General features: G+C 72.5%; 19 protein-coding genes and 1 pseudogene. 7 read left to right on the top strand and 13 right to left on the bottom strand.

The annotated features are described in order from the left end of the window. The 10 genes from B1H55_RS10255 to B1H55_RS10210 form a co-directional block, all read right to left on the bottom strand. On the bottom strand, positions 1 to 707 hold a 707-nt coding region (locus tag B1H55_RS10255), incomplete at its 3' end, for a hypothetical protein (protein WP_205635519.1). 315 nt (positions 708 to 1,022) lie between these two features. Further along, positions 1,023 to 2,291: a CAP domain-containing protein gene (locus B1H55_RS12925; RefSeq protein ID WP_080461721.1), complete on the bottom strand. Its 1,269-nt coding sequence runs from the start codon at positions 2,289 to 2,291 to the stop codon at positions 1,023 to 1,025. Between the two features lie 468 nt (positions 2,292 to 2,759). Beyond that, positions 2,760 to 4,805 (bottom strand): alpha-amylase family protein, encoded by a 2,046-nt coding sequence (locus B1H55_RS10245; protein ID WP_080461720.1) that lies wholly within the window; start codon positions 4,803 to 4,805, stop codon positions 2,760 to 2,762. 231 nt (positions 4,806 to 5,036) lie between these two features. Next, positions 5,037 to 5,588: a methylated-DNA--[protein]-cysteine S-methyltransferase gene (locus tag B1H55_RS10240; RefSeq protein WP_077240828.1), complete on the bottom strand. Its 552-nt coding sequence runs from the start codon at positions 5,586 to 5,588 to the stop codon at positions 5,037 to 5,039. Between the two features lie 22 nt (positions 5,589 to 5,610). Further along, a complete protein-coding gene (locus B1H55_RS10235; protein WP_073454497.1) occupies positions 5,611 to 6,816 on the bottom strand; it encodes a DUF3322 domain-containing protein in 1,206 nt (401 codons plus the stop codon). Then, a complete protein-coding gene (locus tag B1H55_RS10230; protein WP_080461719.1) occupies positions 6,813 to 10,349 on the bottom strand; it encodes an ATP-binding protein in 3,537 nt (1,178 codons plus the stop codon). Before B1H55_RS10230 ends, B1H55_RS10235 begins: the two co-directional genes overlap by 4 nt. Then, a complete protein-coding gene (locus tag B1H55_RS10225; protein ID WP_080461718.1) occupies positions 10,346 to 11,248 on the bottom strand; it encodes a DUF4194 domain-containing protein in 903 nt (300 codons plus the stop codon). Before B1H55_RS10225 ends, B1H55_RS10230 begins: the two co-directional genes overlap by 4 nt. After that, positions 11,245 to 12,798 (bottom strand): DUF3375 domain-containing protein, encoded by a 1,554-nt coding sequence (locus tag B1H55_RS10220; protein WP_073454491.1) that lies wholly within the window; start codon positions 12,796 to 12,798, stop codon positions 11,245 to 11,247. Before B1H55_RS10220 ends, B1H55_RS10225 begins: the two co-directional genes overlap by 4 nt. Positions 12,799 to 12,896: 98 nt before the next feature. Further along, a complete protein-coding gene (locus B1H55_RS10215) occupies positions 12,897 to 14,150 on the bottom strand; it encodes an AI-2E family transporter (protein WP_231952658.1) in 1,254 nt (417 codons plus the stop codon). Between the two features lie 48 nt (positions 14,151 to 14,198). Beyond that, positions 14,199 to 15,059: an alpha/beta fold hydrolase gene (locus B1H55_RS10210; protein ID WP_073454489.1), complete on the bottom strand. Its 861-nt coding sequence runs from the start codon at positions 15,057 to 15,059 to the stop codon at positions 14,199 to 14,201. Between the two features lie 97 nt (positions 15,060 to 15,156). On the opposite strand from B1H55_RS10210, the gene B1H55_RS10205 reads away from it, so the two are divergent. From B1H55_RS10205 to mtnN, 3 genes are all read left to right on the top strand, one after another. Then, positions 15,157 to 15,618: an S-ribosylhomocysteine lyase gene (locus B1H55_RS10205; RefSeq protein ID WP_073454488.1), complete on the top strand. Its 462-nt coding sequence runs from the start codon at positions 15,157 to 15,159 to the stop codon at positions 15,616 to 15,618. 130 nt (positions 15,619 to 15,748) lie between these two features. After that, on the top strand, positions 15,749 to 16,639 hold the full coding sequence (locus B1H55_RS10200) for an alpha/beta fold hydrolase (protein ID WP_073454487.1): 891 nt from the start codon (positions 15,749 to 15,751) through the stop codon (positions 16,637 to 16,639). A 9-nt stretch (positions 16,640 to 16,648) separates the two neighbouring features. After that, a complete protein-coding gene (gene mtnN, locus B1H55_RS10195; RefSeq protein WP_077240825.1) occupies positions 16,649 to 17,479 on the top strand; it encodes a 5'-methylthioadenosine/S-adenosylhomocysteine nucleosidase in 831 nt (276 codons plus the stop codon). 32 nt (positions 17,480 to 17,511) lie between these two features. Here mtnN and B1H55_RS10190 read toward each other — a convergent pair whose 3' ends face one another. Further along, positions 17,512 to 17,943 carry an NPCBM/NEW2 domain-containing protein gene (locus tag B1H55_RS10190; protein WP_077240824.1) on the bottom strand — a complete coding sequence of 144 codons (432 nt, stop codon included), beginning with the start codon at positions 17,941 to 17,943 and terminating at the stop codon, positions 17,512 to 17,514. Between the two features lie 69 nt (positions 17,944 to 18,012). On the opposite strand from B1H55_RS10190, the gene B1H55_RS10185 reads away from it, so the two are divergent. Further along, positions 18,013 to 18,825 (top strand): hydroxymethylpyrimidine/phosphomethylpyrimidine kinase, encoded by an 813-nt coding sequence (locus tag B1H55_RS10185; RefSeq protein WP_073454484.1) that lies wholly within the window; start codon positions 18,013 to 18,015, stop codon positions 18,823 to 18,825. Positions 18,826 to 19,025: 200 nt separating this feature from the next. Here the strand turns inward: B1H55_RS10185 and B1H55_RS10180 are convergent, their stop codons facing one another. Both B1H55_RS10180 and B1H55_RS10175 read right to left on the bottom strand, forming a co-directional pair. After that, on the bottom strand, positions 19,026 to 20,012 hold the full coding sequence (locus B1H55_RS10180; RefSeq protein ID WP_158083331.1) for a CAP domain-containing protein: 987 nt from the start codon (positions 20,010 to 20,012) through the stop codon (positions 19,026 to 19,028). Positions 20,013 to 20,195: 183 nt separating this feature from the next. Next, on the bottom strand, positions 20,196 to 21,800 hold the full coding sequence (locus tag B1H55_RS10175; RefSeq protein ID WP_096519531.1) for an aspartate:alanine exchanger family transporter: 1,605 nt from the start codon (positions 21,798 to 21,800) through the stop codon (positions 20,196 to 20,198). A 173-nt stretch (positions 21,801 to 21,973) separates the two neighbouring features. On the opposite strand from B1H55_RS10175, the gene B1H55_RS10170 reads away from it, so the two are divergent. From B1H55_RS10170 to B1H55_RS10160, 3 genes and pseudogenes are all read left to right on the top strand, one after another. Next, a complete protein-coding gene (locus tag B1H55_RS10170; RefSeq protein WP_073454480.1) occupies positions 21,974 to 22,243 on the top strand; it encodes a heavy-metal-associated domain-containing protein in 270 nt (89 codons plus the stop codon). Beyond that, entirely contained in the window at positions 22,240 to 24,741 is a 2,502-nt protein-coding gene (locus B1H55_RS10165; protein ID WP_371836544.1) for a heavy metal translocating P-type ATPase, read from the top strand. Before B1H55_RS10170 ends, B1H55_RS10165 begins: the two co-directional genes overlap by 4 nt. A gap of 50 nt (positions 24,742 to 24,791) precedes the next feature. After that, positions 24,792 to 25,031, top strand: a pseudogene (locus tag B1H55_RS10160) (hypothetical protein); the annotation flags it as partial.

Here is a 25,031-nt window from a genome sequence, read left to right as displayed (position 1 = left end):
GACGGCTTGGGGTCAGCCGACTCGGACGGCTTGGCGGACTCAGAAGGCTTGGCCGACTCCGAGGGCTTGGCCGACTCGGTGGGCTTGGGCTTCCACGCGATGGAGCGGTCCTCGACGTTGTAACCGGCCTCGAACGTGGTCTTGTCGAGGTGCTCGCACTCGACGGTGTACATCGGGTCCCCGAACTCGCCCTCCTCCTTCGCCTTGATCGGGTACGTGATGTCGACCTTCTTCTGATGGTCCGCCTCAGTGCCGTCCCAGGTGACCGTGCCGCTGCCAACAGTGGCGTTGTCCTTGTCGAGGATCTTGCACTCAAGGCTGCCCTTCTCAGCGGGAAGGCCCGTGATGGTCAGGGTGAGTTTTCCATTCCCGTACTCACTGGAGGGACCGGAGGTCTCGCCATTGGAGCCCGCGGAGTTCTCGGCCGCCGGGGTGGTGGCGTCGGCGGCGGGCTTGTCAGCCTCCTTCGTCTCAGAGCCCTTGGGGTCCTCGGAGGAGGCACCGTCGCCGCCCTCGGCGGCCTGGGTCGTGGCGGCGGCCGAGGTGGTCGCGTCTGCGGACTGGGAGGCAGCGGTCGAGCTCGTGTCGCCGCCGGTGGGGGTCTCGCCGCCAGAACCGGTAGCCGCAGCTGCCGCGCCGGCGCCGAGAATGAGGGCGGCGGCGGTCATGGCCACAGTCGCCCGGGCCTTGTTCATGGGGTTGATCATCGTTCACCACTCATCGAAGAGGATAGGGATGCGCTGCGGCGAGGAGGGGGATCACGCCGAGGCAGCAGCCATGCTGGCACAGACCGCCGACGAAGAACACCCGAAAAATCACGAATCGGCAACTATTTACACTCTTTATTCCCCTGATCCGGTCACCTTCCGATAACACTGGGTGACTGATCTGCGAACATGTCTGACATCGTGAGCGAATCACGATTCGAGATCAGTTCGTCCCGCCGGGCATAGACGGGCCCCGTGCCGGCCACCCCCCCTGGGGGCAGCGGGCACGGGGCCGGCGGCATGGCGTCGATGCGGCTAGCGCACCCAGGCGCCCGAGGCGTCGAGGAAGTACCACTTGCCGCCGTCGGCGATCCAGCCCGTGGCCATGGCCCCACCGGACTTGAGGTAGTACCAGTGACCGCCCGTGGCGATCCAACCGGTGCGCATCGCGCCCGAGGCATCCATGAAGTACCAGCTCCCGCCGTCGGCGATCCAGCCCGTGGCCATGGCCCCACCGGGGCGCAGGAAGTACCAGGAGCCGCCGATGAAGCGCCAGCCGGTGGCCTTGACGCCCGTGGACGGGTCGATGTAATGCCAGGTCGAGCCCGAGCGGACCCAGCCAGTCGGCTGAGGGACGACGGGCGCGGGGCGCGCGGGGGCCGCGGCAGCCGCCGGCCTGGAGCCGGAGAAGGAGTTGCTCGACACCCCGACCTGGGAGCCAGCGGGCGGCGTCAGGGCGCCGACGTTCGCGGGATTGCGGTACAGGGCGAAATTCTGAGTGGCGTACCAGGAGTGAGTGGCTCCGTCATAGTGGACGGCGATTCCGATATGCGTGAAGGACGGGTCGAGCATGGCTCCCAGATGCCCCGGGGAATGCAGCCACTGATTGAACAGGGAGTACCCCTGATTGCCGTTCTTATATCCATAGTAGTACTGCCAGGCGATATTCTCGGAGCCGCCGCCCCAGCCGGAAGGATACAGATCCCAGAAGTTCTCCGGGGCTCCCTTCTCGGTGATGTGGTGATGGAAACCCTTGGGAAGATTATTCGATCCCACGCCGTAGGAGGCCATATGGGCGCTCCAGTCACGCGCAACGGTATCGAGCTTGACCGCGCGCTTGACCGGGTTCAGTCCCTGCTCGACGCGGAGCTGGTTGACGCGGTCGAGGATCTGCTGCTCGTAGACGGCGATGGCGGACAGCGACCACCCCAGCGCGTCATCCTCGGCGACCGTGCCCTCGGGGACATCGTTGACGGAGGGCGAGACCGTGACCTTCTTGGCGGCGGAGCCCTCCCCCGAGATCACCGTGGTGGCGCGATGATCCTTGGGATTGGTCTGGCTGGGATCCGACACGACGGGGGCGGACAGGGCGCCGACCGTCCCAGGGGTGTCGGTGAAGCCGAGCGGGTCCCCGCAGTTCTGGACGCATGGCAGCGAGCCGCCGCGCGAGCCATCGGCGGGCACGATCGAGGCCGCCGCGCCCGGCACCACGACCAATCCCAGCAGGAGGGCGGAGGTGAGTGCGGTTGCCAGTCGCGATCCGCGGAATGCGATGCGCCGGGGTTCTTTCAAGGAGGAGGACATGGGGATCTCTCGGGGAAGGAGGGGAAGGGATTGCAGGAGCAGGGAGGGGATGGGAGCGGTCGCAGGGAGCCAGAGCCCTGAACTCTGGACGACCGGACGAGGACGATGCTAGCAGCGCCCCGGCAGCCTGAATTACGAGATTTCCCTGTGATGACGCGGGCCAGGATAACGAATCGCCGACGGCGCCCGATGACATTCCTGTCACGCTCATTCATCGCGGGGCGGACTCGTATTCGTCACGGTTCACCGATGACCTGGGCGAGTGCCGGAGCCGCTCCGGAGCCGCAAGCGCACCGCCCGGACGCCTCCAACCGCGTCCCGTGATCGCGGTGAGACAGGGCCGACGCGGTACCGCCCGGCTCGTGCCCCTTCGCGGGACCTGAGCCGGGCGGCATCGTGATTCTTTCGCAACGGCCGGTGGACCGTCGAGTGACGCGGGAGGCGCCGCGGCGCGGCTCCGACGGGCGTTCAGTCGGTGGCGCGCACGAGCCACCAGGCGGCGTAGGGCGGCACGGGGACCATGCCGTCGCCGTCGCCCTCGAGAGTCGCCGAGCCCGAGGGAACCGTGTCCGTCAGGGCGTCGACGGCGCCGAGCACACCATGCTCCGCCAGGCGCCAGGCGGGGATCCTCCTCCACTCCGGTGTCACGTTGTACACGCCCACGAAACTGCCCAGCGGGTGGTCGCGGAAGGTGACGAGCACGCCGTCGTCGTCCAGGGGGGCCACCTGCGTGCGCACGTCGGCGCTGAGCACGGGCAGGGAGGCGCGTACCCGCCCCATGTGGGCGAGGTCGGTGAAGACGCGGCCCTCGATGGTGGAGCGGTCCCAGCGAGTGGCCATGAGGCGCTCGTCGAGGCGGGGACGGCCCGCCCAGCGGGAATCGGTCTCGTGGCCGGGCTCGGTGTCCCAGTTGGGGTCGTTGAACTGGGCCAGCTCGTCGCCGGACCAGATGACGGGCACGCCGCCCCATCCGTAGAGGATCGCGTTGGCCATGCGCAGGGCGTTGATGCGCTCCTCGCGCCACTGCCACAGGGAGTCGACCTCGTGCTCGGGCGTGAGGTCGTTGATGCCCTCCCACGCCTCCGCCACGGATTCCAGGCCGATGAGGGAGGCGGCGGTGCCGGAGATGCGGCGGTCCCCCGTGACCGGGTTGTACTGGAAGACCAGGCCCCGGGCGTCGGAGAGGGGGTAGAGGCCCGCGTACCAGTCGGAGAGGAAGGCGCGGTGCCAGTAGCCGGACAGGCCCACGGCATCGGCGTCGCCGTCGTCGATCGCCCAGCCGATGTCATCGTGGCAGCGCAGGTATGTGATCCAGGTGGAGCTGGGGGACTCGGCGGGGAGGTTCCGCAGGGCGTGGGCGCCGAGCACCGCGCTGCGCGCCGCGAGCATGGACCAGACCTGGACCATGAGGGAGTTGTGATAGGCGAGGTCGGAGACCTTATTCGTGTACCGGCCCTGGCCGAGGTACTGCACGAGCTCCGTGGGGGCGACGATCGCCTCGGCCTTGAGGATGATGGCGGGGCAGGCGATCCGGGTGATGGCGCGCAGCACCTGGGTGATGGCGTGGACCTCGGGCTGGCCCTGGCAGTCGGTGCCCTTGCGCTTGATGGTGAAGGCGATGGCGTCCAGGCGCAGCACCTCGACGCCGCGGTTGGCCAGTTCCAGGATGATGGAGGCGAATTCCTCCATGACGTTGGGGTTGCGCCAGTTGAGGTCCCACTGGAAGGAGTTGAAGGTGGTCCACACCCAGGAGGCGAGCTCCTCGTTCCAGGTGAAGTTGCCCGGGGCGAAGTCCGGGAACACCTCCGGCAGATCCCGCTCGTACTCGTCGGGCTCGGCGCGGTCCGGGAAGAGGAAGAAGTAGTCCTTGTAGCGCTCCTCCCCCGCCCGGGCGCGCCGGGCCCACTCGTGCTCGGCCGCCACGTGATTGAGGACGAGGTCGACGACGAGGCTCATCCCCTCCCCGCGCAAGGAGCCTGCCAGGTGCTCGAGGTCGTCCATGGTGCCCAGGTCCGGGCGGACGGAGCGGTAGTCGGCGACGGCGTAGCCGCCGTCGGAATCCCCGGGGCGGGGGGTGAGCAGCGGCATGAGGTGGAGGTAGTTGACACCGAGCTCGCGCAGGTAGGGGATGCGGTCCTCGACGCCGCGCAGGTTCCCGGCGAAGCGCTCGGTGTAGCAGGCGTAGCCGATGCGCGAGGGGTCCTGGATCCAGGAGGGGTTGAGCATGCGCTGAAGGTCCAGGTGGCGCAGCTCGGGGCTCCGCTGAGCGTAGGCGGCCGCCGCCTCGGTCAGCAGGATCGTGGCCGCCCGCGTCGCCGCGGGCTCACCGTAGAGGGTGACCAGGCCGTCGATGACATCGGGGTACCAGCGCTCCAGGCGGGTCGTGAAGATCTCCTGCTCCGTGGGGCTGAGCCCCACCAGTGGGGTGACGATGGCCTGGGACACCTCGTCGGGGATGCCGACGAGCGGGATGGGAACGGGCTGTGTCTCGGGGGCGTGGCGCTGGGAGCTCATGTGATCATGATTCCCTACACCGGGCCCTCGCAACAGCCGAATCGCGATTCACCCTCGGCCGACCGCCGGGCTCGGGCGCGCCCGCGCTGGGCGAGGTCATCGACGGGGAACCGCAGCATGCGGCGCCCCTGCTTGATCGCTCCTTCTCCACTGCTCCTTCTCCACCATCACCAACTGCTGATTCCACCCGAATCGGCAGCTGGTGACAGGCGGATCGGGCTGCCAACGCGCTCATGGCATGGCCGCTTCGCGGGCGAGCAGGCTCTCCTTGGTCGCCGGTCCGTAGCGGAAGCCTCCCAAGGAACCGTCGGCGCGGGTGACCCGGTGGCAGGGGACGAAGAGGGCGGCGGCGTTGAAGGCGCAGGCGCCGGCCGCGGCGCGCACCGCCCGGGGGCTGCCGCACAGAGCGGCGTACTCGGCGTAGCTCACCGGGTGCCCCGGGCCGATGCCGCGCAGCACCTCCCAGGCCCGCTCGCGGAAGGGACCCGAGCGCTGGAGGACCGGCACCTGGCCGGGGGCGCCCGGCTCGCCGTCGTAGTAGGCCTCCAGTGCGGAGATCGCCTGGCCCAGGGCCCCGGGAACGGATCCCGACGGCGCCTCGTCCAGGCGCTCGGGGCGCAGGCGGGGGTGGATGAGCCGGAGGAGATCAGCGGGGTCCGCAGTCCATCCCGAGGCCAGCACGTGACTGCCCGCGATGATGGTGAAGGGCCCGTCAGGGGTGGGCGCCGTGGCGACGAAGGCCGTCAGCCCGTCGGCGCCCCGGTCCGGCTGCGATCGCGTCATGCCCCTCATCCTGCCCCGCCCCTCAGGCCAGCGCGAGGGCCAGGGCCGACGTCGCCTCGTCCCAGGGCAGGCGCTCCTGCTCCAGGCGCAGGCCCCAGTCGATGATCATCCGCCAGGCGCGCATCTGCTCGTACCCGAGCCCCTCGGGCTGGAGTCCGTCGCGGCTCGCCCGCCTGCCGGGGTCGGCCACCGCCAGGGAGCGCCAGCGCTCGAGGGTCGGGGCGTCCATGAGCACCGGGACGATCCCGGGGAGCCGCTGGCTGAGGGCGGCCAGGATCCGCATGCCGTCGGTGTCCAGGTCGCCCCAGTAGACGACGCGGCGCGCGTGGCGCGCCCAGGAGAGCAGGGGGAGCGTCTGGATGACCTTGCTGCCCGCGCCCCACACGGCCACGGTTCGCGGCCGCTCCTCCAGGGCGAGGAAGGTGGCCAGGTTCTCCACGGCGACGACGTCGATGAAGCCCGCCCGATCGGCCCACATGCGGCTGATCTCCTCCACGGGGGCCTCGACGTCGCGCAGGCCCCCGGCGGCCAGGCCCGGGTCGAGGATCCGCACGCGCACGGTCGTGGGAGGGCGGCGCAGGCCCAGCTCGGACTCCACCGGGCGGTCCCCGCCCCGGGCCGCGCCGAGCAGGCGCAGCACCACGCGGCGGTGGCGCTCCAGCCACTTGGTGTCCAGGCCGGCGATCGGCAGTTGGCGCAGGTACAGCCCGGAGGCCGGGTGGGAGGCCAGCCAGCCCACGGCGGCGACGAGGCGCTCGACGTCGTCGTCCTCGTACTCGACGACCTCGCCGATGACGGCGGCCACCGCCTCGGCCGCGCCGCCCTGGCCCGGCAGGCCCGAGGGGCCCGCGCCCAGGGCCTCGAGCATCCCGGTGATCGTTTCGGCCCGGGAGCTCGCCAGCCCCCAGTGACCGGCACGGCCCGCGGCCGACGCGATGGCGTCAGCGCCCACGAGCTGGGCGCGCACGGGCAGGCGCTGAGTGCCGAGCGAGGCCCAGCGGCGCCCCTCCCAGGTGACGGTGCCGGGAGCGGAGCGCTCCCACTGGCGCCAGGCGGCGATCCACGCGGCGACGCCGTCGACGTCCGCGAGCGCGAGGTCCTGCGTGGGCGGGTCGAGGGGCAGGGGCAGCACCTCGGCGCGCGCCTGCTCGGGGTTGGCGGCCCAGGCCGCGTAGACGCGCTGGTAGCGCACGGCCGCGCGGGCGGCGAGCTCGGCGGGCCCCTTCACAGCGCCTCCAGGTTGAAGCCCTCGAAGAGGTCGCCGGTCTGCTCGGGGTCGGCCCAGGCGCCCCGGCGCGGGAGCGAGTCGGCGTCGAAGAGCACCATGGACAGGGCGGAGGCGTCCCCCTCGGGGGTGTTGGTGACCATGGCGGCCCCGCCCACGTGCTCCTCGAGGGTCTGGAGCATCTTCATGGGGGTGGCGAGCAGCAGCTGGAAGCCGAAGTCGCGGAAGACCTCCAGGCCGGCGCGGGTGAAGTCGGCGTCGGTCTTGTCGAAGGCCTCGTCGAGGACCACGAGGGCGTAGCCGGGCAGCTGGTTGCCGGGATCGGTGAGCTGGTAGCGCAGGGCGGCGGCCAGGCAGAACACGACGAGCTTCTGGCGCTGCCCGCCGGACAGGCCCGAGGCGCCCTCGTAGACGTCGACGACGACGCCGTCGACATTGCGCTCCTCGGCGCGGAAGGCCACGTGGAGGCGGGTGTCGAGGCACTGACGGCGCCAGGCCGCATCGCGGGGCTCGGAGGAGCCGAGCCGGCTCATGATGCGGCCGAGCAGGGCGTAGCGCTCCTCGGCGCGATCGGGGGACTCGTCGTCGAGCTCGAGGCTGCCCGAGGCGATGGTGGCCAGGTCCCGCAGGAAGTCGTTGACCACGGGCAGGCGCCGCTCCTCCACCTTGATGCGCAGGTGGTGGCCGGGCGAGTACTCGGTGGTGGCCAGGGCGTCGTTGACGGGCCCGATCCGGGCCCGGACCTGGCTGACGGCGCGGCGGATCTCGGAGGCGAGGTGGCCGATGTTCTGGCGGGACTGGGAGCGCAGGAGGGCGGCGAAGCGGCGCTCGTGGCGGGGCAGGTCATCGGATTGGAGCCGGGCGAGGATCGCCAGGAACTCCTCGAGGTAGTCGATCTCGGGCAGGACCTGGCCGCGGGTCTCGGGCCAGGTGGCCACGAAGGTGGACATGGTGACCACCGCGCCGGCCACGGCGCGGGCCTCGCGGCGGGCGGCGGCCTCGCGCTGCTCGACGATCTCCTTGGAGACGCGGGCGGCGACCTCGCTGATCTCCTCCAGGTTCGGGCGGCGGCGACGCTGGGAGCGGAAGCGCTCGTCCAGCTCGGCGCGCATGGGCCCGGACTCGGGGGCGGACAGGATGAGGGCCTCCTCCTCGTCGCCCGGGGTGACGGCGCCGGCGCGCAGGGCCTGCTCGCGTTCGCGCAGGCGGTCGAGCTCGGCGGTGGCGGCGTCGCGGTTCTCGGCCTCCCGGGCCAGCGAGGCGCTGAGGGCCCGCAGGGACTCGCGCGCCCGGGCGAGCGCCTGGCGGGCGGTCTCGATGCGGGCGTCGAGCTGGACCAGGCCCGGCTGGGCGGCCCTCAGCCGCTCGCAGCGCCCGGCCCATTCCTCGACCCGGGCGGTGGCGGTGGCGGTGTCGATCTGCTCCCAGGTGTACTCGGCGGCGCGCTGACAGGCGGCGAGCCGGTCGCGCAGGACGGCCTCGCCGGCCTCCAGGCCGTCGAGCCGGGCGTCGGCCTCCGCCTTCTCCCGGGTGCGGGCGGCCAGCTCGTCGACGACGAGTTCGAGCCTGTCGCGCACGTCGACGCCTATCACCCAGGCGCGGGGATCGGCCAGGTCACGACGGTCATCCTTGAGATGGGCGGTACGGGAGGACTTGACCTGGCCGGCGCGGGTGACGCCACGGTCGACGGCGGCGAGCTCCTCGGCGCCATCGACGCACAGGTGGTCGAAGCGCCGCATGAGCTCGGCATTGAGCCAGTCGGCGTGCTCGGTGCCCGGGACCGGCTCGATCTTGCGGGCCAGGGCGCCGCCGAGGACGCGGGGGATGCCTCGCGCGGCCTGGCCGGCGGGCAGGAGGCGGTCGAAGTGGAGCCGGGCGCCCAGGTGGAGGGTGTCGACGGCGGCGAGCACGTCCCGGTAGAGGCGGTCGGGGACGAGCATGTGGGTGGCGAAGCCCCCGGCGACGGCCTCGATGGCGACGCGCCAGTCCTCCTCGCCATCGACGACGCGCAGGATCTCCCCGGCGAAGGGCAGGACGGAGGCCGGTTGGCCGATGACGGTGGCGATGAGGTCGCGGGCGCCGAGCAGGCGGGCGGGCATGGCGGAGCGGCTGGCGAGGATCTGCTCGCGCTCGGTGGTCAGGGCGTCGATGCGGCGCTTGAGGTCGAGGGCGGCCAGGCCGACGGTGTCGCGCTCGGCGCGCAGGGAGGCCAGCCGGCCCCGCAGGGAGGATTCCTCGGCCTCGAGGACCGCCTGGAGCTCGTGATGGGCGCGGGCGTCCGTCGGGGCGGTGGCGTCGAGCTCGCTCAGGCAGCGCTCCAGGGCGCGGGCGGCGTCGGTGCGGCGGGCGACCTCCGCCTGGGCGGCCTCGAGGCGGGCGGTGGCGGCGGGCAGCTCGGCGCCGGCGGCGCCGTGGCGCTCGGCGCGCAGGAGGTCGAGGTCGGCGACGGCGGAGTCCTCGCGGGCGGCCGCCTGGGCGACCTCCGCCTCCAGCCCGGTGACAGCCGCGGCGGCGCGATCGCGCTCCTCCTCCAGGCGCGTCAGGCGCAGGTGGTGGACGTAGCCGGGCACGGCGGCGGCGAGGGCCTCGGCGTGGGCCTGCTGGGCCCCGGCGTCGATGATGGTGCGGCTGAGTTCGGACAGGGGAGCGAGGGCCCTCTCCTGCTCGCGGGCCTGGACGACGGCCGCGTGGGCCTCGCGCAACTCCCCGAACTGCTCGACGGCGGCGTCGGCGAGGCGCAGGGTCTCGGGCTCGTCGAGCATGAAGTCGCGCAGAAGGGTGTCGAGGCTGGTGAGTGACTTGGCGGCCTGGGTGCGGTGGAGGAGCCGCTGGGCGACCTCGCTGGACAGGCCGAGGCGGCGGCGGAAGGCGGCGGCGAAGGCCTCGTACTTGTCGAACAGGCGCATGCCCTCGGGGTAGTCGCGGCGGATGGCGCGCCGGTCGATGCCGTGGGCGAGGTAGGGCAGGAGGCCGGTGAGATCCGGGGAGCCCTCGGCCATGAGGAGGAGCTGGGCGACGGCGTCACCCGCGTTCGTCCCCGCGCGCACGTGGAACAGGACGATGAGGGTGAGGGACTCGGCGCCCTCGCCGCCCTGGGAGAAGGTGAGAGCGATCCCGCTGCGGGTGGCGCCGGTGCGCAGGAAGTCGGTGACGACCTCCCCGGTGGCGCCGTCGGTGGTGCGCCGATAGGCGCCGCGCACGTAGCTGAGGATCGTGCGGGCGCGGTCGGTCGAGCCGGAGTCCTGGGCGGCGGCGTTGAAGCGGCGGTTCTTCGCGGGCACGAGCACGGCGGACAGGGCGTCCAGCAGGGAGGACTTCCCCGAGCCCGACGGCCCGGTGAGGATCAGGCCGTCGCGGGGCACCGGCAGGTCGTGGTAGCCGTTGAACGTCCCCCAGTTGTGGACCTGAATGCGGGACAGCCTGTGCTGGGCGTCGGCCTCGCGCAGCCGCGAGCGCGTACGGGCCGAGCGCGGCGCCGGGGGCACTGGGGAGGCCGGGCGGCGCCTCCGGGCGGGGGCGGACGTCGTCGTGCTCATGGCCGCTCCTCGGAGTCAGCGCTCTGGGTGGAGGGGGAGTCCTGGGGGTCCCGGGGGGCTCGCGCCCCCGGCGCGTCCCCGGCCCCGTGATCGTCGTCCTCGCGCAGCATGGCCTCGTACTGGGCGGCGACGGCGGTCACCTGGTCGGCGCCGAAGACGAGGGCGAGGATCGGGGAGATCTCGTAGCGCTCGTCCACGCTCGTGGCCTGCAGGAGCGAGGCCCTGGTCATCTTGGCGATGGAGGCGCTCACGCGTCGCTCGAAGCCGGACAGGTCCGTGGAGGCGCGGCGGCGGTAGATCGCGAGGTGGTCGATGAGCTCGGAGCGGTCCACGAAGACGCGCTGGCCGGCGCCCATGGTGCGCAGGAGGAGGGTGCGCAGGTGGAGCAGAAGGGCGGTGTCGATGAGGGTCAGGGGCATGGCGCGCACCACCGAGGGCGCCTGGCCGGTGGGGTCGTCGCAGTTGCGCACGAAGGCGAAGCCGGCCTCGCGGTCCACGATGACGCCGAGGAACATGTTGGCCAAGTGATGGCGGACTGCGTCGAGGTCGGCCATGAGGGCCTGCCAGAGCTCGGGGTGGAGGGCGGCGGAGAGGTAGGGGCCCTGGACGAGGCGCACGATGGCGCGACGGGTGTCGCGGGGCAGGGTCCCGGCGTCGCCGTCCCACAGGGCCCCCGGGGGCATCTCCGAGGCCGGTTCCGCCGGTTCCATCGGCTCTGCCGGCTCCGCGGGTTCCGCCGGGCCGGTCGGCGCCCGGAGCTCCCGGGGCTCCGGAGGCTCCGGGGGCGCGGCCGTGGCACCGGGGGCGGCGGGCGGCGGCGGCGGAATCGCGCCGGCCCCGCCGGGTGGCAGGGGCGGGACCTCGAGGGTCGTCTCCTCCAGCGGGCTCTCGGGGCTCATTCGTCGTCTCCCTCGGGGCGCGGGTCCGATGCGGTGAAGTCGGGGGGCACTGCCGGCAGGGCGGGGGCCGTGGGCAGTGCTGGCGCTGAGAGGACGAGCCGGGGGATGGTGGCGCGGCGCTCCTCGCCCCCCGCCGTCGACCAGGAGATCTCCTCCTCGCCGCCGGTGAGGGCGCCGTCGCGCCTCCCGAGGAGGAGAAGCCCGATGATGCTGGCCAGCCCCTGGGTGGCGGGGTGGTCGGCGAGGATGTCCCCCAGAGTGGCCGTGCCGCGGCGCGCCACGGAGTCGGCCACCGCCTCGGCCAGCTCGATCATGTCGATCTCGGAGGCGCGCACGGCCTGGCGCATGGAGTCCAGGTCGAGGCCGGAGGCGGAGTGCGTGACGATCTCCTCGGCGACGTCGGCGTCGGCGGGATTGTTCAGGCGCCAGGAGCCGACACTGGCCGGCGTCAGACCGGTGAGCTCCAGGCTCAGGCCCATGGGGGCGATCGGAGCGGCGCGCTCGGCGGCCCTGGCGGCGAGCACGGAGGCGCGGGCGAGCTCGTCGGACAGACGGCGGTGCTCCTCGAAGGCGCGGCTGGCCACGAATCGGCGCAGGGAGCGGGAGAAGCCGGTCATCGTCCGGCGCACGCCGCCGGCCTCGGTCATGAGGGTGGAGCGCCAGTCGCGCAGAAAGCGGCGGTCCGCCTCGTCGAGCATCTCGGCGAAGCCGCGACTCAGGGCCTCGTCGATGTGATCATCCAGGAGGGCGGAGGACTCGGGGTCCTGGAGGAGCTCGAAGAAGCCGAGGAAGGAGCGGCCCGCCTCGGAGGACTCGATGCGGTCGACGCCGCGGAAGACGTCGTCGAGCACCTCCCCGCGCGATCCGGGGGCCTCGACGATCCGCTCGCGCAGGGAGCGGTTGAGATCGGCCATCTCGGAGCGCACGCGCGCGAAGTCACCGGGGATCTGCTCGGCCAGGGCGATGATCTCCTCGAGCCGCTCGGCGCCGTCGTAGGGGTCGAGGGGCTCCATCTGGCCGGTCTCGATGCGGGCGATCCGGGCGTCGATGGCGTCGCGCTCGGCGCGCAGCCCGGCCAGGCGGCGCTCCATGGACGGGTCGGAGTCGCGCACGAGGCGAGCGAGCTGACCGGCGATGGAGGCGAGGCGGGACTGGGTGACGGCGGCGCGGGGGCGCTCGACCTGCGACAGGTAGCGCAGGGCGGCCTCGGCGGGGGCGGAGAGCTCGTAGGCCTCCTCGCGCTCGCCGGGGGCGGTCGAGCGCACGAGGATGCCCTCGGCGCGCCAACGGTCGCAGTAGGTGCGGGCGGTGGTCTTCTCCCCCAGGTCCATGCCGGCCTCGCGCAGGGAGATCAGGTCCTCGTCGATGAGCTCGTGGAGGTCGGCGACGCTCATGCGGCGGCTCTGACCGCCCAGGTGGGAGCCGAGCACGGCGACGGCGATCGCGGCCTGGTCCAGGCGCAGGAGGCGCAGCCCGGCGTCGGCCTCGGGACCGGCCAGGAGGCGGCTCGCGCTCAGGGCGGCGGCGACGACGCCCGGGGACCGGGGCATGGCACCTCCTTCAGGGCGGTGGGCGGCTGCGAACGCGCGGCACAGTACCCGCCATCCCTGACACCCGGCTGAAGGCGGACGGGCGCCCGGGGCCCCCGCTACTCGGCGATGACCGGTTCATCGGCCTCAGGGGCGTCGGGCCCCGGGCCGTCGCCGTCGAGGTCGGCGCGGTCGACGTCGTCGAGATCCACCTGCTCGACGGGATCCGGCGGATTGTCCCCGGCGGACAGGAAGAGGCCCACCCAGGCGGCGCGCCTATCGGTGTCGATGAGGATGGCCTTGGCGAAGAGGGTGAGCGGGATGGCCAGGATCGCGCCGAGCGCGCCGATGACCTGGGACCAGAACAGCAGGGAGACGAAGGTGACGGTGGTGTTGAGGCCCACGGCGTCGCCGGTGAACTTGGGCTGGATGATGGACTGGATGACGAAGTTGAGCAGCGAGTAGATGACGATTACCCACAGGGCCGTCCAGGGCCCGGAGTCCACCACGGCCAGGAGGGCCGGCGGCATGACACCGATGACGAATCCGATGTTGGGGATGTAGTTCGTGACGAAGGCGACGACGCCCCAGGTGATGGCCATGGGAACGTCGAGCCACCACAGGGCCATCGTGTCGAGGACGGCGACGATGAGGCCGAAGACGGTGGAGACCAGCCAGTAGGAGCGCACCGACTCCGCGAAGCCGGCCAGCGCCGAGGCGAGGCCCGGCTTGAGTACGACGAGGGCGCGGGTGCGCCTCTCGATGCGCGCCATGTCGAACATGAGGAAGATGACGGCCAGGCCCATGACCATGAGCATGGAGCCGATGCCGGAGATCTGCTCGAGGAGGGCCTGCGCGAAGCTGACGACCTTGGAGGTGTCGACGGCCTTGGAGGCCTGGGCGACGAGGTCGGCCTGGGACATGCCCAGCCGGGTGAGGCGGTCCTGCAGCTGCGTCCAGATGTCGGCGAACCGGTCCGAGTAGCCCGGGAGGGTGTCAATGAGCTGCATGACGGCGATGCCGAGGAATGCGAACAAGCCCACGACGAAGGTGTAGATGATCACGATCGCGGCGAGCGCGGAGACCGGCCTCGGGATGCGGTGGCGGGTGGCCCAGGTGATCAGGGGCCGCACGGTGATGACCAGGGTGAGCGCGAGGAACACGGGACCGATGAGCCCGCGCGCGTAGTACATGCCGGCGCAGCACACCGCGAGCGCCGCCACCGTGAAGGCGATCGTCTCCCCCTGGCTGCGCCCGGGCTCCCCGGCGGGTGCGGGCGAGGAGGGCGCCAGGGGGCCGGGCGCCGTCCGACCGGCTGTCGTCGCTGGCGGGGATGGCGTTGGCCGCTCTGTCTTAGCGCTGGCAGTACTCATGGGCCGTATCCTCCCATGATCTCCCGTGCCGACCGGCGGGCGCCCCTCTCATCGGGCGGCGTCGACGGCGGGGGCGGGGGCCAGGACGCGCTCGATCCACGGGTCGACGGCGGCGTAGTAGGCCCGGCGCCTGCTGCGGCGGATGAGGTGCCCCGCGCCCTTGATGAGCACGGGAGTGATGAGCGGGTTGCCCAGGGAGCGGGCCTCCTCCAGGCCGGTCGTGCCGAGGCGGGCGGAGCCGGGCTGGTCCCCGCTCAGGAGCAGCGCGGGAACCGTGAGGGCGGCCAGTGCCTCGCGCCAGGGGACCTCGGGGGCGACGACGCCGGTGCGCAGGAGCCTCGGATCCACGCGCTGGCTGGCCCAGACCGAGGGCAGGGCCTCGGCCTCGGGCATGGTGGCCGAGGCGAGGGCCCGCAGGACGGCACCGGCGGGATTGGCGAGCTCGGCGTCGAGGGCGCGCTCCCGGGCGGCGCCGCGGGCGAGCAGCTCGGAGGGACTGCGGGTGCCGTAGAGGGAGGGGTCCTCCAGGACGAGGCCGCTGACGAGCTCGGGGCGGCGGATGGCGGCGACCATGGCGGTCGCCCCGCCCATGGAGTGGCCCAGCACGATCGGGGGCCGGGGCGGGGCCAGGCCGAGGGCGGCCCGGCCCCGGGCCTGGGTGGAGAGGTCGGTGAGGAGGCCCAGGGCGTCGTCGACGAGCTGCTCGCCGGCCCGCTCGAGCTGCGAGGGCTCCCAGCAGGGCGAGAGCCCGTGCCCGCGGGCGTCGACGGCGATGACCCGGTAGCCGCGCCGGGCCCAGTGGTTGATCGCATCGGCCTGGGATACGGCCGAGGAGGTGATGCCGTGCAGGAGGACGAGGGTGGGAGCGTCGTCGCGGCCCACGGTGATCCGCGCCAGGGAGGAGTGCATGGGCGCCATCCTCCCCCATTAGGCTGTACCCATGACAGGGGACAGAGATACGAATGAGCAACAGGTTGCCACCAGCGAGGACGCACGGTCCGGACGGATGAACGTGGAGTCCTTCAACCTGGACCATCGGAGGGTGCGGGCCCCCTACGTCCGTATCGCCGACCGCAAGGAGCTGCCGGGCGGGGACACCCTCGTCAAGTACGACGTCCGCTTCTGCCAGCCCAACACCGAGCACCTCGGGATGAGGGCCGTCCACTCGATCGAGCACCTGAGCGCCGAGCTCATGCGCGACCACACGGACAGGCTCATCGACTTCTCCCCCATGGGATGCCAGACGGGCTTCTACGCGCTCATGCTGGGCGTTGAGACCGAGGAGTTCCTGGGGCTCCTGGAAGCGACGATGCGCGACATCCTCGCGGCCGCCGAGGTGCCGGCGGCCAACGAGGTCCAGTGCGGCTGGGGCGCGAACCACTCGTTGGCCGAGGCCCAGGACGCCGTGCGGGCCTTCCTGGCCAAGCGCGACGAATGGGAGACCGTCTTCCCCACCTCATGCTCATGAGCGAGACCGGTCGTTATTGTCATCGAAACCGGTCCTGAGGACCGGTTTCGATGACAATAACGACCGGTCTCGACGAAGGAGGGGGCGGGGGAAGGGGGCGGGTGACGGCGCCGGGGCCTACGATCGGCGCATGACCGCCGCTCCCGCGCCCCTCGCCCGGCACCTCGCCGGGCCGCTCGATCATGCCGAGGCCCCCGTCCTCGTCCTGTCCCACGGCATCACCGACTCGGCCGCCTGCTGGATCGAGGCGGTCGAGCGCTGGGCCCCGCGCTACCGAATCGTCGCGCTCGACGCGCGCGGCCACGGGGACTCCCCCCGCTGGGACGACGCCGACCTGAAGAACCAGGAGACCGCCGGGCGCCGCCTGGCCGCCGACCTCTCCGACGCCCTGGAGGATCTGCGCTCCCACGGCCTGCGCACGTCGCCCGAGGAGCCCTCGGCCGGCCCCCTGCGCGCGCCGCTGCTGCTCGTGGGGCACTCCATGGGCGGCGTGACCAGTCTCGACGTCGCCTACCATCGCCCGGACCTGGTCGACGGCGTCGTCGCGGAGGACCCCGCCTTCGTCACCCCGGCATGGCGGGCGCTCCTGCGCGCGAACGCCTTCCGGCAGGTCGCCGAGATGAAGGGGATCGCGAAGGACCCCGAGGCCCGCTTCACCGCGGAGACCACCGAGAACCCCACGTGGTCGCACCGGGAGGTGCGTGCGAGCGTGGAGGCCTCCTGCGGCGTCGACCTGCGGTTCATCGGCCTTGGCTGCGTCAGCCCTCCGACGCCGTGGGAGGAGGTCGTCGATGGCCTGGCCGTTCCCGCGCTCATCATCACGGGAACCGACGGCGTGGTGCTGCGCGGCGACCACTACCTGAACCTGCTGGCGCGCAAGAACCCGCTCATCTCCACCTCGGTGATCGTGGACGCCCCGCACTGCGTGCGCCGCACCTTCCCCGAGCGCTTCCACGCGGTGTCCGACCCGTGGATGGAGATGGTCATCGCGCGCCGGTCCCGGTCGGAGCGCGCCGCGTAGGCTCACGCCATGACGCTCCCCCAACCCCAGCGCCCCGCGCAGGCCCAGCCCGCGCAGCCGGTCCGCTCAGTTCATGCCGTCGTCCTGACCGCCATGGAGGAGGAGGCGCGCCCCTTCCTCGATCGCCTTCCCGCGCTCGACGGCGCCGCTCCTCCCCCGCTCAACGGTGACGCATGGGCCGCAAGCCTCGAACTGCCCGCCCCGGCCCGGGAGGGCTCCGACGACCCGGATCCCGGGACCACCCGGGAGATCCTCCTCATCCGCTCGGGGATCGGCCTGGTGGCCGCCGCCTCGGCGCTGTCGGCAGCGCTGACGCGGGTGGCGCCGCGCGCGATCGTCTCGGCCGGGACGGCCGGGGGCCTGGCCCGCGCCGTGGAGGTGGGGGACGTGTGCGCCTCCACCGCCTTGGCGTTCACGGATGCCGACGCGACGGCCTTCGGCTACGCGCGCGGCCAGATCCCCGGGCAGCCCCCCGTCTTCGAGGCGGACACCGGGATGCGCCGGACGGTCGCGACTCATGGCCCCGCGGCGCTGACTTCCGCCACCCCGGCCTCGTCGTCGGCGCGCCTCCACCTGGGCCAGATGCTCTCCGGCAATTCCTTCGTGACGGCGGCGAATGTGGCGGACACGCGCGAGGCGTTCCCGGAGGCGGTGAGCACGGACATGGAGTCGACGGCGCTGGCGCAGGTGGCGGCCGCTGCGGGCGCCCCCTTCGTCTCGGTGCGCGGGATCTCGGATCTGTGCGGTCCCGAGGCGGGCCAGGACTTCCACATCGGCGCCGACGAGGCCGCGGCCCGCAGCGCCGCCGTCGTCATCGCCGCCCTGACCGCGCTCGGCTGAGTCCGCCTCCCCCGGCCGCGCCGCCCGCGCGCTCAGGAGAGCTTGACGTCGCCGAGGACGGCGATCGCCCCCGAGGCGCCGCCGCTGGGGGTGAGGACGATCCTGAGGCTCTTCACGCCGGTGAGATCCAGAGTGATGCTCTTCGAGACGCCGCGGGAGATGGTCTCGGTGGCCACGGGAGCGGAATCGGCGAGGATCTGGAGGCTGAAGCTCGCGCTGGGGTCGCGCGTCTCATCACTCAGTCCGAATGTGCCGGTCAGCCGGGTGTAACCACCGCCGAGGTCCCACTCACCCGCACCCTCGGAACTGCCCGCGCTCGTGTAGGAGAGCGCGTGGGGGTAACTGGTGCCGGCGATCTTGACCGGGGCGGCTGAGAAGGAGGAGCTCTTGGCGGGCAGATCGGCGAGATATCCCGGGGCCGCCTTCGTCGTCGGCCCGCCCGAGGCCGAGTGCGCGCGCCGCATCGCGGGACATCATGGGATTCCGAGCGGCCCGGGCTGCGCCACGGGGCCCTCCGGGTGCAGGCTTGGCCCATGAGAACTACTCCCCCCATCGCCCTGGCCATCGCCGGCTCCGAGGCCTCCGGTGGCGCTGGCGCGCAGACCGATATCAAGACCTTCCAGCAGCTCGGCGTCTTCGGCTGCACGGCCCTGACCTGCATCGTGTCCATGGATCCGAAGGCGAACTGGGACCACCGCTTCGTGCCCGTGGACCCGCAGGTCATCGCCGACCAGATCGAGGCCTGCGCGACCGTCCACTCCAGGATCGACGCCGTGAAGGTCGGGATGCTGGGCACGCAGCCCACGATCGACGCCGTCGACGCGGCCCTGGAGCGCTACGACTTCCCGATCGTGGTGCTCGACCCGGTCCTCATCTGCAAGGGCCAGGAGTTCTCCGCGGCGATGGCGGTGGACAACGCGCTGCGCGAGAAGATCCTGCCGCGCGCCACGATGGTCACCCCGAACCTCTTCGAGTCGGCGACGCTGGCCGGCGTCGAGGAGATCACCTCGGTGGAGGCGCTCAAGGACGCGGCGAAGCGGATCTTCGACCTCGGCGTGCCCAATGTCCTGGCGAAGGCCGGCCCGAGCCTGGGCACCGGCACGGCGCTGGACGTCTTCTACGACGGCTCCACTCTGGAGGTCCTGGAGGTCCCGGCGGTGGGCACGGAGCGGATGCACGGCGCGGGCTGCACGCTCGCCGCGGCGGTGACGGCGGAGCTCGCCAAGGGGGCCGCGCCCCTGGAGGCGGCGGTGACGGCGAAGAACGTGGTCTCGGCGTCGGTCAATCCCGGCATGCGCGGGAACATCCCCTTCACCTACGTCTGGCAGGGCGACTACCGGGGCTGAGCGCCGGGTAGCCCGCCCATGATGGCGAGGTTTGAGGATTGCTCGGGCGCTCAGCGCCCACCAGGCCTGGCGCCCAGCACCTCACAAGCTCCTGACCTGCGATGACATACGACCTAACATCACGTCAGGAAAAGGAATCCTCAAACCTCGCCATCTTCTCCACCCTCCGCGCCCCGCGCTTCGGGTCTAACGCTCGCGGATCAGTCCCGCAGGCCGCGGCGCAGGATGAGGACGACGCCGCCCACGCCCAGGGTGATGATCGCGAAGAGCACGAGGGTCGCATTGGCCCCCGTCATGCCGAGCATGCCCAGCAGTCTCTCCTGCGTGGACCGTGGCGTGCTCACGGGCTCCTCCGGGGCGGCCACGACCTCTGAGCCCGTGCTCGGGGCGCCCACTGAATCAGCGGTGCCCCCCGTCGGCGCGGCCGCCGGGGCCGGAGTGGCCGTCGCGCTCGTCGGGGCGCTCGGCGTCGCCGTGGGGGTGGCGGTGGATGTGGGCGCGGTGGTCGGCGTGGCGTCAGGCGTCGGGCTCGCCTCGGGCGCGGGCTGGGGGGCCTCCGTCGAGGTTCCACCACTGGGTGCCACCGAACTGCCCGGCGTTGTCGATGGCGAGGAGGACGAGCCCCCGCCGGATACCTCGAAGCCCGCCTGGATGTCGTCGGGGTAGGCCGCGAAGTTCTGGGTGGCGTAGATCGAGCCGTCGGAGGACCGGGCGATGCCGATGCCGATGGCAGTGGCGTTGCGGTCCACCATGTTCTGGTAGTGGCCCGGAGAGTCCACCCACTGCTGGAACAGGGCGTTGCCGAGGTCCGCGCCGGACAGGCCGAAGCCATTCATCGCTATGTTCTCGGCCACCCACGTCCACCCCGAGGGGAAGGCGTTGCGCAGATTGGGCCGGTGGTACAGGTTGCTCTCGGCGGCCATCTGGCCGGACCAGTCCTGGGCGACGTCGTCGAGCTCGACGAGCCGGGTGAGCGGTTTGAGACCGCTGCTCTGGCGCAACTCGTTGACACGGGTGAGGATCTGCTGGGCGGCGGCGCTGTCGGCGGAGGTCGCAGCGGGCAGGAGGACCCTCGCGGCTCCGGGGCTGACCGGCGACGCCGGGGCCTGCGCCGCGACGGCCTGGGGGGTGATCCCCACAAGCGTCGCGGTGACGGCGGCGGCGGCGAAGAGGCGGGTGATCTTCACAGGGCTGAAATCTCCATGGGTAGTCAGTTCTGTCGACACTCACCGGGACGCTAGGGGCTCGGGAGCATCAGGCGCGGATGGGGTCCGCGCCTTCATGATACCCATCCCGTGATCTCCGTGTTACCTGACGGGCTCTGGAACTTCTTCAGGACGCACCTCGTCGAAGCGGGTTTGGGAGGTGACTCACAGGGCCACGAGTATCTGAACCATCACGATCTTGACCACGATCGCCAGAGCGAAGAGGGTCGCGTACCCGGCCTCGATCCGCACGTCCTCACTGCGGGACAGGGCGTAGGAGAGGATCGCCGGCTGCCCCACGAGGCCCGCCAGTCCACCGGCGGCCCGCGCGGCGGAGAGCCCGACGAGTCTCGCCCCCGTGAGAAGCACCACGGCGCTGACGGCGACGACGATCGCCGCAAGCCCGCCCACGGCCAGGCCCGTCGAGGAGAAGGCGGCGGCCGCGAACTGCGGGCCGGATGCCAGGCCGATCGCGGCCAGGAAGAACAGGAGCCCGAGTTGACGGATCGTGGCGTTCGCGGCATGGGGCAGCCCCCACAGGAAGGGGCCGGTGCGCCCGAGGCGCCCGAGGATCATGCCGGCCACGAGCGGCCCTGCGGCGACCCCCAGCTTGAGGGTGATGCCGCCGGGCAGCGGGATGGCGATGAGCCCGAGCAGTACGCCCAGGGCCATGCCGATGCCGACGCTGAAGGCGTCGATCTGCGAGATCTTGCGCTCGGAGTCGCCGAACCAGTCGGCGGCCTCCTCCAGCCTCTCGCTGGGCACGACGGCGAGCACCCTGTCCCCCAGCTCGAGCACGAGGTCGTCGCGGGCGAGCAGGTCGAGGTCGCCGCGCCGCACGCGGGTGATGACGCCCGCGAAGCGCCCGGGCATGTCCAGCTCGGAGATCGTCCGCCCCGCCACGCGGGTGGAGGAGACGGTGAGGCGGCGGTGGTCCACGGCCCGGCGGTCCTTGGCCAGGCAGGAGCGCAGCCCCGTGCCCAACTCGTGCATGGCCTCCTCGACGGCGGCGGGCGCCCCGACGACGACGACCTTGTCCCCCGGGGCCAGCTCCTCACCGGGGTCGACGACTCGCGTGACGCCGTCGCGCTCCAGGTAGGAGATGCGGATGTGGGCGCGGGTGAAGGCCTCCATCTGATCCAGCCGCACGCGGGTGAGCACGTAGACGCTGGTCGCGGTGATGCCGTCGGCGCTGGCGGGGCGGGGGTCCCTGCGACCCGGCCAGCGCTGGCCGATGACGATGGCGACGACGATGATCGCCACGGCCACGCCCACGGGGTAGGCGATGGCGTAGCCGATGGAGGGCTCCTGGTTCCCGGCGGCCTCGATCGCGGCGTCGAGGACCGGGGAGGTCAGGGCGCCCGCGTAGGCGCCGGCGTCCATCGCGGGCGTCACCCCGGTCAGGTGCGAGAATCCGGCCCCCACCGCGCCGGCGGCGGTGAGCGCGACAACGCACAAGGCCATGAGGGGCATCTGCCGGCCGAGGTTGCGGAAGAAGGTGTTGCCCGCGCCGAGCCCCACCGTGTAGCAGAACAGCCCGAGCCCGAGGGCGCGCAGCATCCCGAGGTCGGCGCCGAGCCCGGGGTCCAGTGCGCCGACGGCGAGCCCCACGAACAGCGCCCCCGCCGCACCGAAGCGGATCGGCCCGAAGGGGATCTGGCCGACGGCGGTCCCGAGCCCGATGACGAGGAAGACCGTGAGCAGGGGGGTGGCGGCGAGGACGCCGATGACGCCATCAGGGATGAGCCCCGCCGCAACCGGATAGGTCATGTGAATCGCTCCAGGCACATCGGACAGGGTAGGCCACATCAGCGTGCGCCCCTCATAATCCCGGTTTCGCCGGGAGGCAAGGGCGCTTGGCGCGCCGTCGGGGCCGGGAGTAGGTTCGCAGAGCCTCATACCGGAGACGAGCACGCACCAGCACCGCAGCGAGGAGCATTCCCATGGCTGACTTCACCGACGACGGCATCGACCGCACCACTACCCTCAAGGTGTCCGGCCTGACGTGCGGGCACTGCGTCGCCCACGTCACCGAGGAGCTCGAGGCGCTCAAGGGCGTCAAGGACGTCTCCGTCGTCCTCAATAAGGGCGGGCAGTCCGTCGTCACGGTCGTGTCGGACGTCGTGCTCGATGACGCCGCCCTGGCCGAGGCGATCGACGAGGCCGGTGACTACACGCTGGACGCCGTCGAGCGCGACGTCCGCATCTCTTGAGCACCCGCGAGGTCGATCTCGCGGTCGGCGGCATGACCTGCGCGTCCTGCGTGGCGCGCGTGGAGAAGAAGCTGCGCAGGATCGACGGCGTCGAGGCCAGCGTCAATCTGGCCACCGAGTCCGCCCACCTCACTGTTCCCGACTCCGTGACGGATGACGAGCTCATCGCCACCGTCGCCCGGGCCGGGTACTCGGCGGCCCTCGCCGGTCCGGTCGCGGCGCGGAGCGCGGAGGCCCCGGCGGAGCCGAGGCCGTCGACCTCCCCCGAGGAGCCATCGGCCCGGCCCACCGATAACGCCCCCGCCGAGTCGGCGGCCACGAGGAGCACTCGCGGCTCACTGGGCGCCTCCCACCTCGTGCGCGCCGAGGACCTGCGGCGCCGCCTGATCCTGAGCCTGGTGCTCTCGGTCCCGGTCATGGCCATCTCAATGAGCTCGGCCCTCCAGTTCACCGGCTGGCAGTGGGCGCTGGCCGCCCTCACGCTGCCGGTGGTCACCTGGGGAGCGTGGCCCTTCCACCGCACGGCCCTGGCGGGGCTGCGGCATGGGGCCTTCACCATGGACACGCTCGTCTCACTCGGTGTGGCGGCCTCGACCCTGTGGAGCCTGTGGGCGCTCATCTGGGGCGGTGCGGGCGAGATCGGCATGAAGATGCCCATGGACCTCGCGAGCATGCTCACCGGCACCTCCGGCGGGGGCGGGCACCACGCCCACATGTACTTCGAGTCAGCCGCCTGGGTGACCACATTCCTCCTGGCCGGCCGCTACGCGGAGGCCCGCGCCAAGTACCGCTCCGGGGACGCCCTGCGCGCCCTTCTCGAGCTCGGCGCCAAGGAGGCCGGCCGCGTCCGACTCACCGCTCCCTCCGGCTCCGCCGACGCCATCGACGTCCTGGACGACGACGGCGCCCCCCGCCCCGACGCGAAGCGCCGCGAGGAACGGGTCGCCGTCGACGACCTGGCCGCCGGCGACCTCATCGCCGTGCGACCCGGGGAGAAGATCGCCGTGGACGGCGTCGTCGTCGAGGGCGCCAGCGCTGTGGACGCGTCCCTGCTCACCGGGGAGTCCGTGCCGGTGGAGGTCGGCGTGGGCGACGAGGTGACCGGTGGGACGATCAACACCTCCGGAGCCCTGCTCGTGCGCGCCACGCGCGTGGGCGAGGGCACCACCCTGGCGCGGATCGGCGCACTGGTGACCGCGGCGCAGGCGGGCAAGGCGCCCGTGCAGCGCCTCGCCGACCGCATCTCCGGGGTGTTCGTGCCCGCCGTCCTGGGGATCGCCGCCCTGACGCTCATCGGCTGGCTCGTGGTCGGAGCCTCCGCGCAGGACGCCCTCACGGCATCGGTCGCCGTGCTCGTCATCGCCTGCCCCTGCGCCCTGGGACTGGCCACGCCCACCGCGATCCTCGTGGGCTCGGGCCGAGCCGCCCAGCTCGGCGTCGTCATCCGGGGCCCGGAGGTCCTGGAGTCCACGCGCTCACTTGACACGATCGTCCTGGACAAGACCGGCACTGTCACGACGGCGCGCATGAGCCTCGACGCCGCCGCCAGCGCCGGGATCGGGAGTGAGCCGGGGAGGCGGGGCCGATCCGCCCTCCCCACGATCGACCCCCTCATGCTGGCGGGCGCGCTCGAGGCCTCCAGTGAGCACCCGGTGGCGGCGGCCATCACGGCCGCCGCCCGCGAGCGCGCGGAGATCGAGGGCGCCCGACTCCCGAGGGCCGAGGGCTTCGTCAACCACGGGGGCCAGGGCGTCACGGGTCGGGTGACCGGCGCAGCTGCGGAGCCGGGAGGCACGCACGAGGTCGCCGTGGGCCGGGCCCCCTGGATCGCCGGGCGAGGCGCCGTCCTGCCCGGCTACCTGTCCGACGCGCTGGAGGCCGCCGAGTCGACCGGAGCCACAGGGGTTGTCGTCGCCATCGACGGCCGGGCCGCCGCTGTGCTGGCGGTGCGCGACACGGTGCGCCCCTCCTCGGCCGCCGCGATCGCCGAGCTGCGCGCCCTGGGGATCCGCCCGATCCTGCTGACCGGGGACAACGCCCGGGCGGCGGCGCATGTGGCGGGGCAGGTCGGGATTGATCCGGCCGATGTGCGCGCCGAGGTCCTGCCCACCGACAAGCGCGACGTCGTCGCCGAGCTCCAGGCTTCCGGCGCCGTCGTCGGCATGGTGGGCGACGGGGTCAACGACGCCGCGGCCCTCGCCCAGGCGGGCACTCGGGGACTGGGCCTGGCCATGGGCTCGGGGACGGATGCGGCCATCGAGGCCGCGGACATCACCCTCGTGAGGTCCGATCTCGACGCGGTGGTCGCCGCCGTGCGGGTGAGCCGGGCCACCCTGCGGATCATCAAGCAGAACCTGTTCTGGGCCTTCGCCTACAACGTGGCGGCGATCCCGCTGGCCATGGCCGGGATGCTCAACCCGATGATCGCCGGCGGTGCGATGGCCTGCTCCAGCGTCATCGTCGTCGCCAACTCGCTGCGCCTGCGCAGAGCGGGCTGAGACGCCGAAGACACAGTGGGACGGCGCGCCGATCCCCGTAGAATCCCGCCATGACCGACGCCGAGTCCCCGACCTCGGGCAGCGCGCCCGCCGACGCCGCGCCAGCCCTGTTTGCGGCGCCTGCGGCGCCACCAGCATCCGACATCCCGCCGGTGCCCCCCACGCCCGTGACCTCCCCGGTCGGCATCCCCCGCATCGGCCTGACACCCGTGGTGGAGGCGGCCCCTGAGCCGGAGCCCGGGCCCCGCTCGGCGACGCTGCTCGTCGACGAGGCCCCCCGCCGCCGCCGC

Origin of the sequence: Actinomyces denticolens, assembly GCF_002072185.1 — a bacterium.
Taxonomy (GTDB): Bacteria; Actinomycetota; Actinomycetes; order Actinomycetales; family Actinomycetaceae; genus Actinomyces; species Actinomyces denticolens.
The sequence above is the reverse complement of the archived record's forward strand: the minus strand, read 5'-3'. Positions and strand labels throughout refer to the sequence as shown.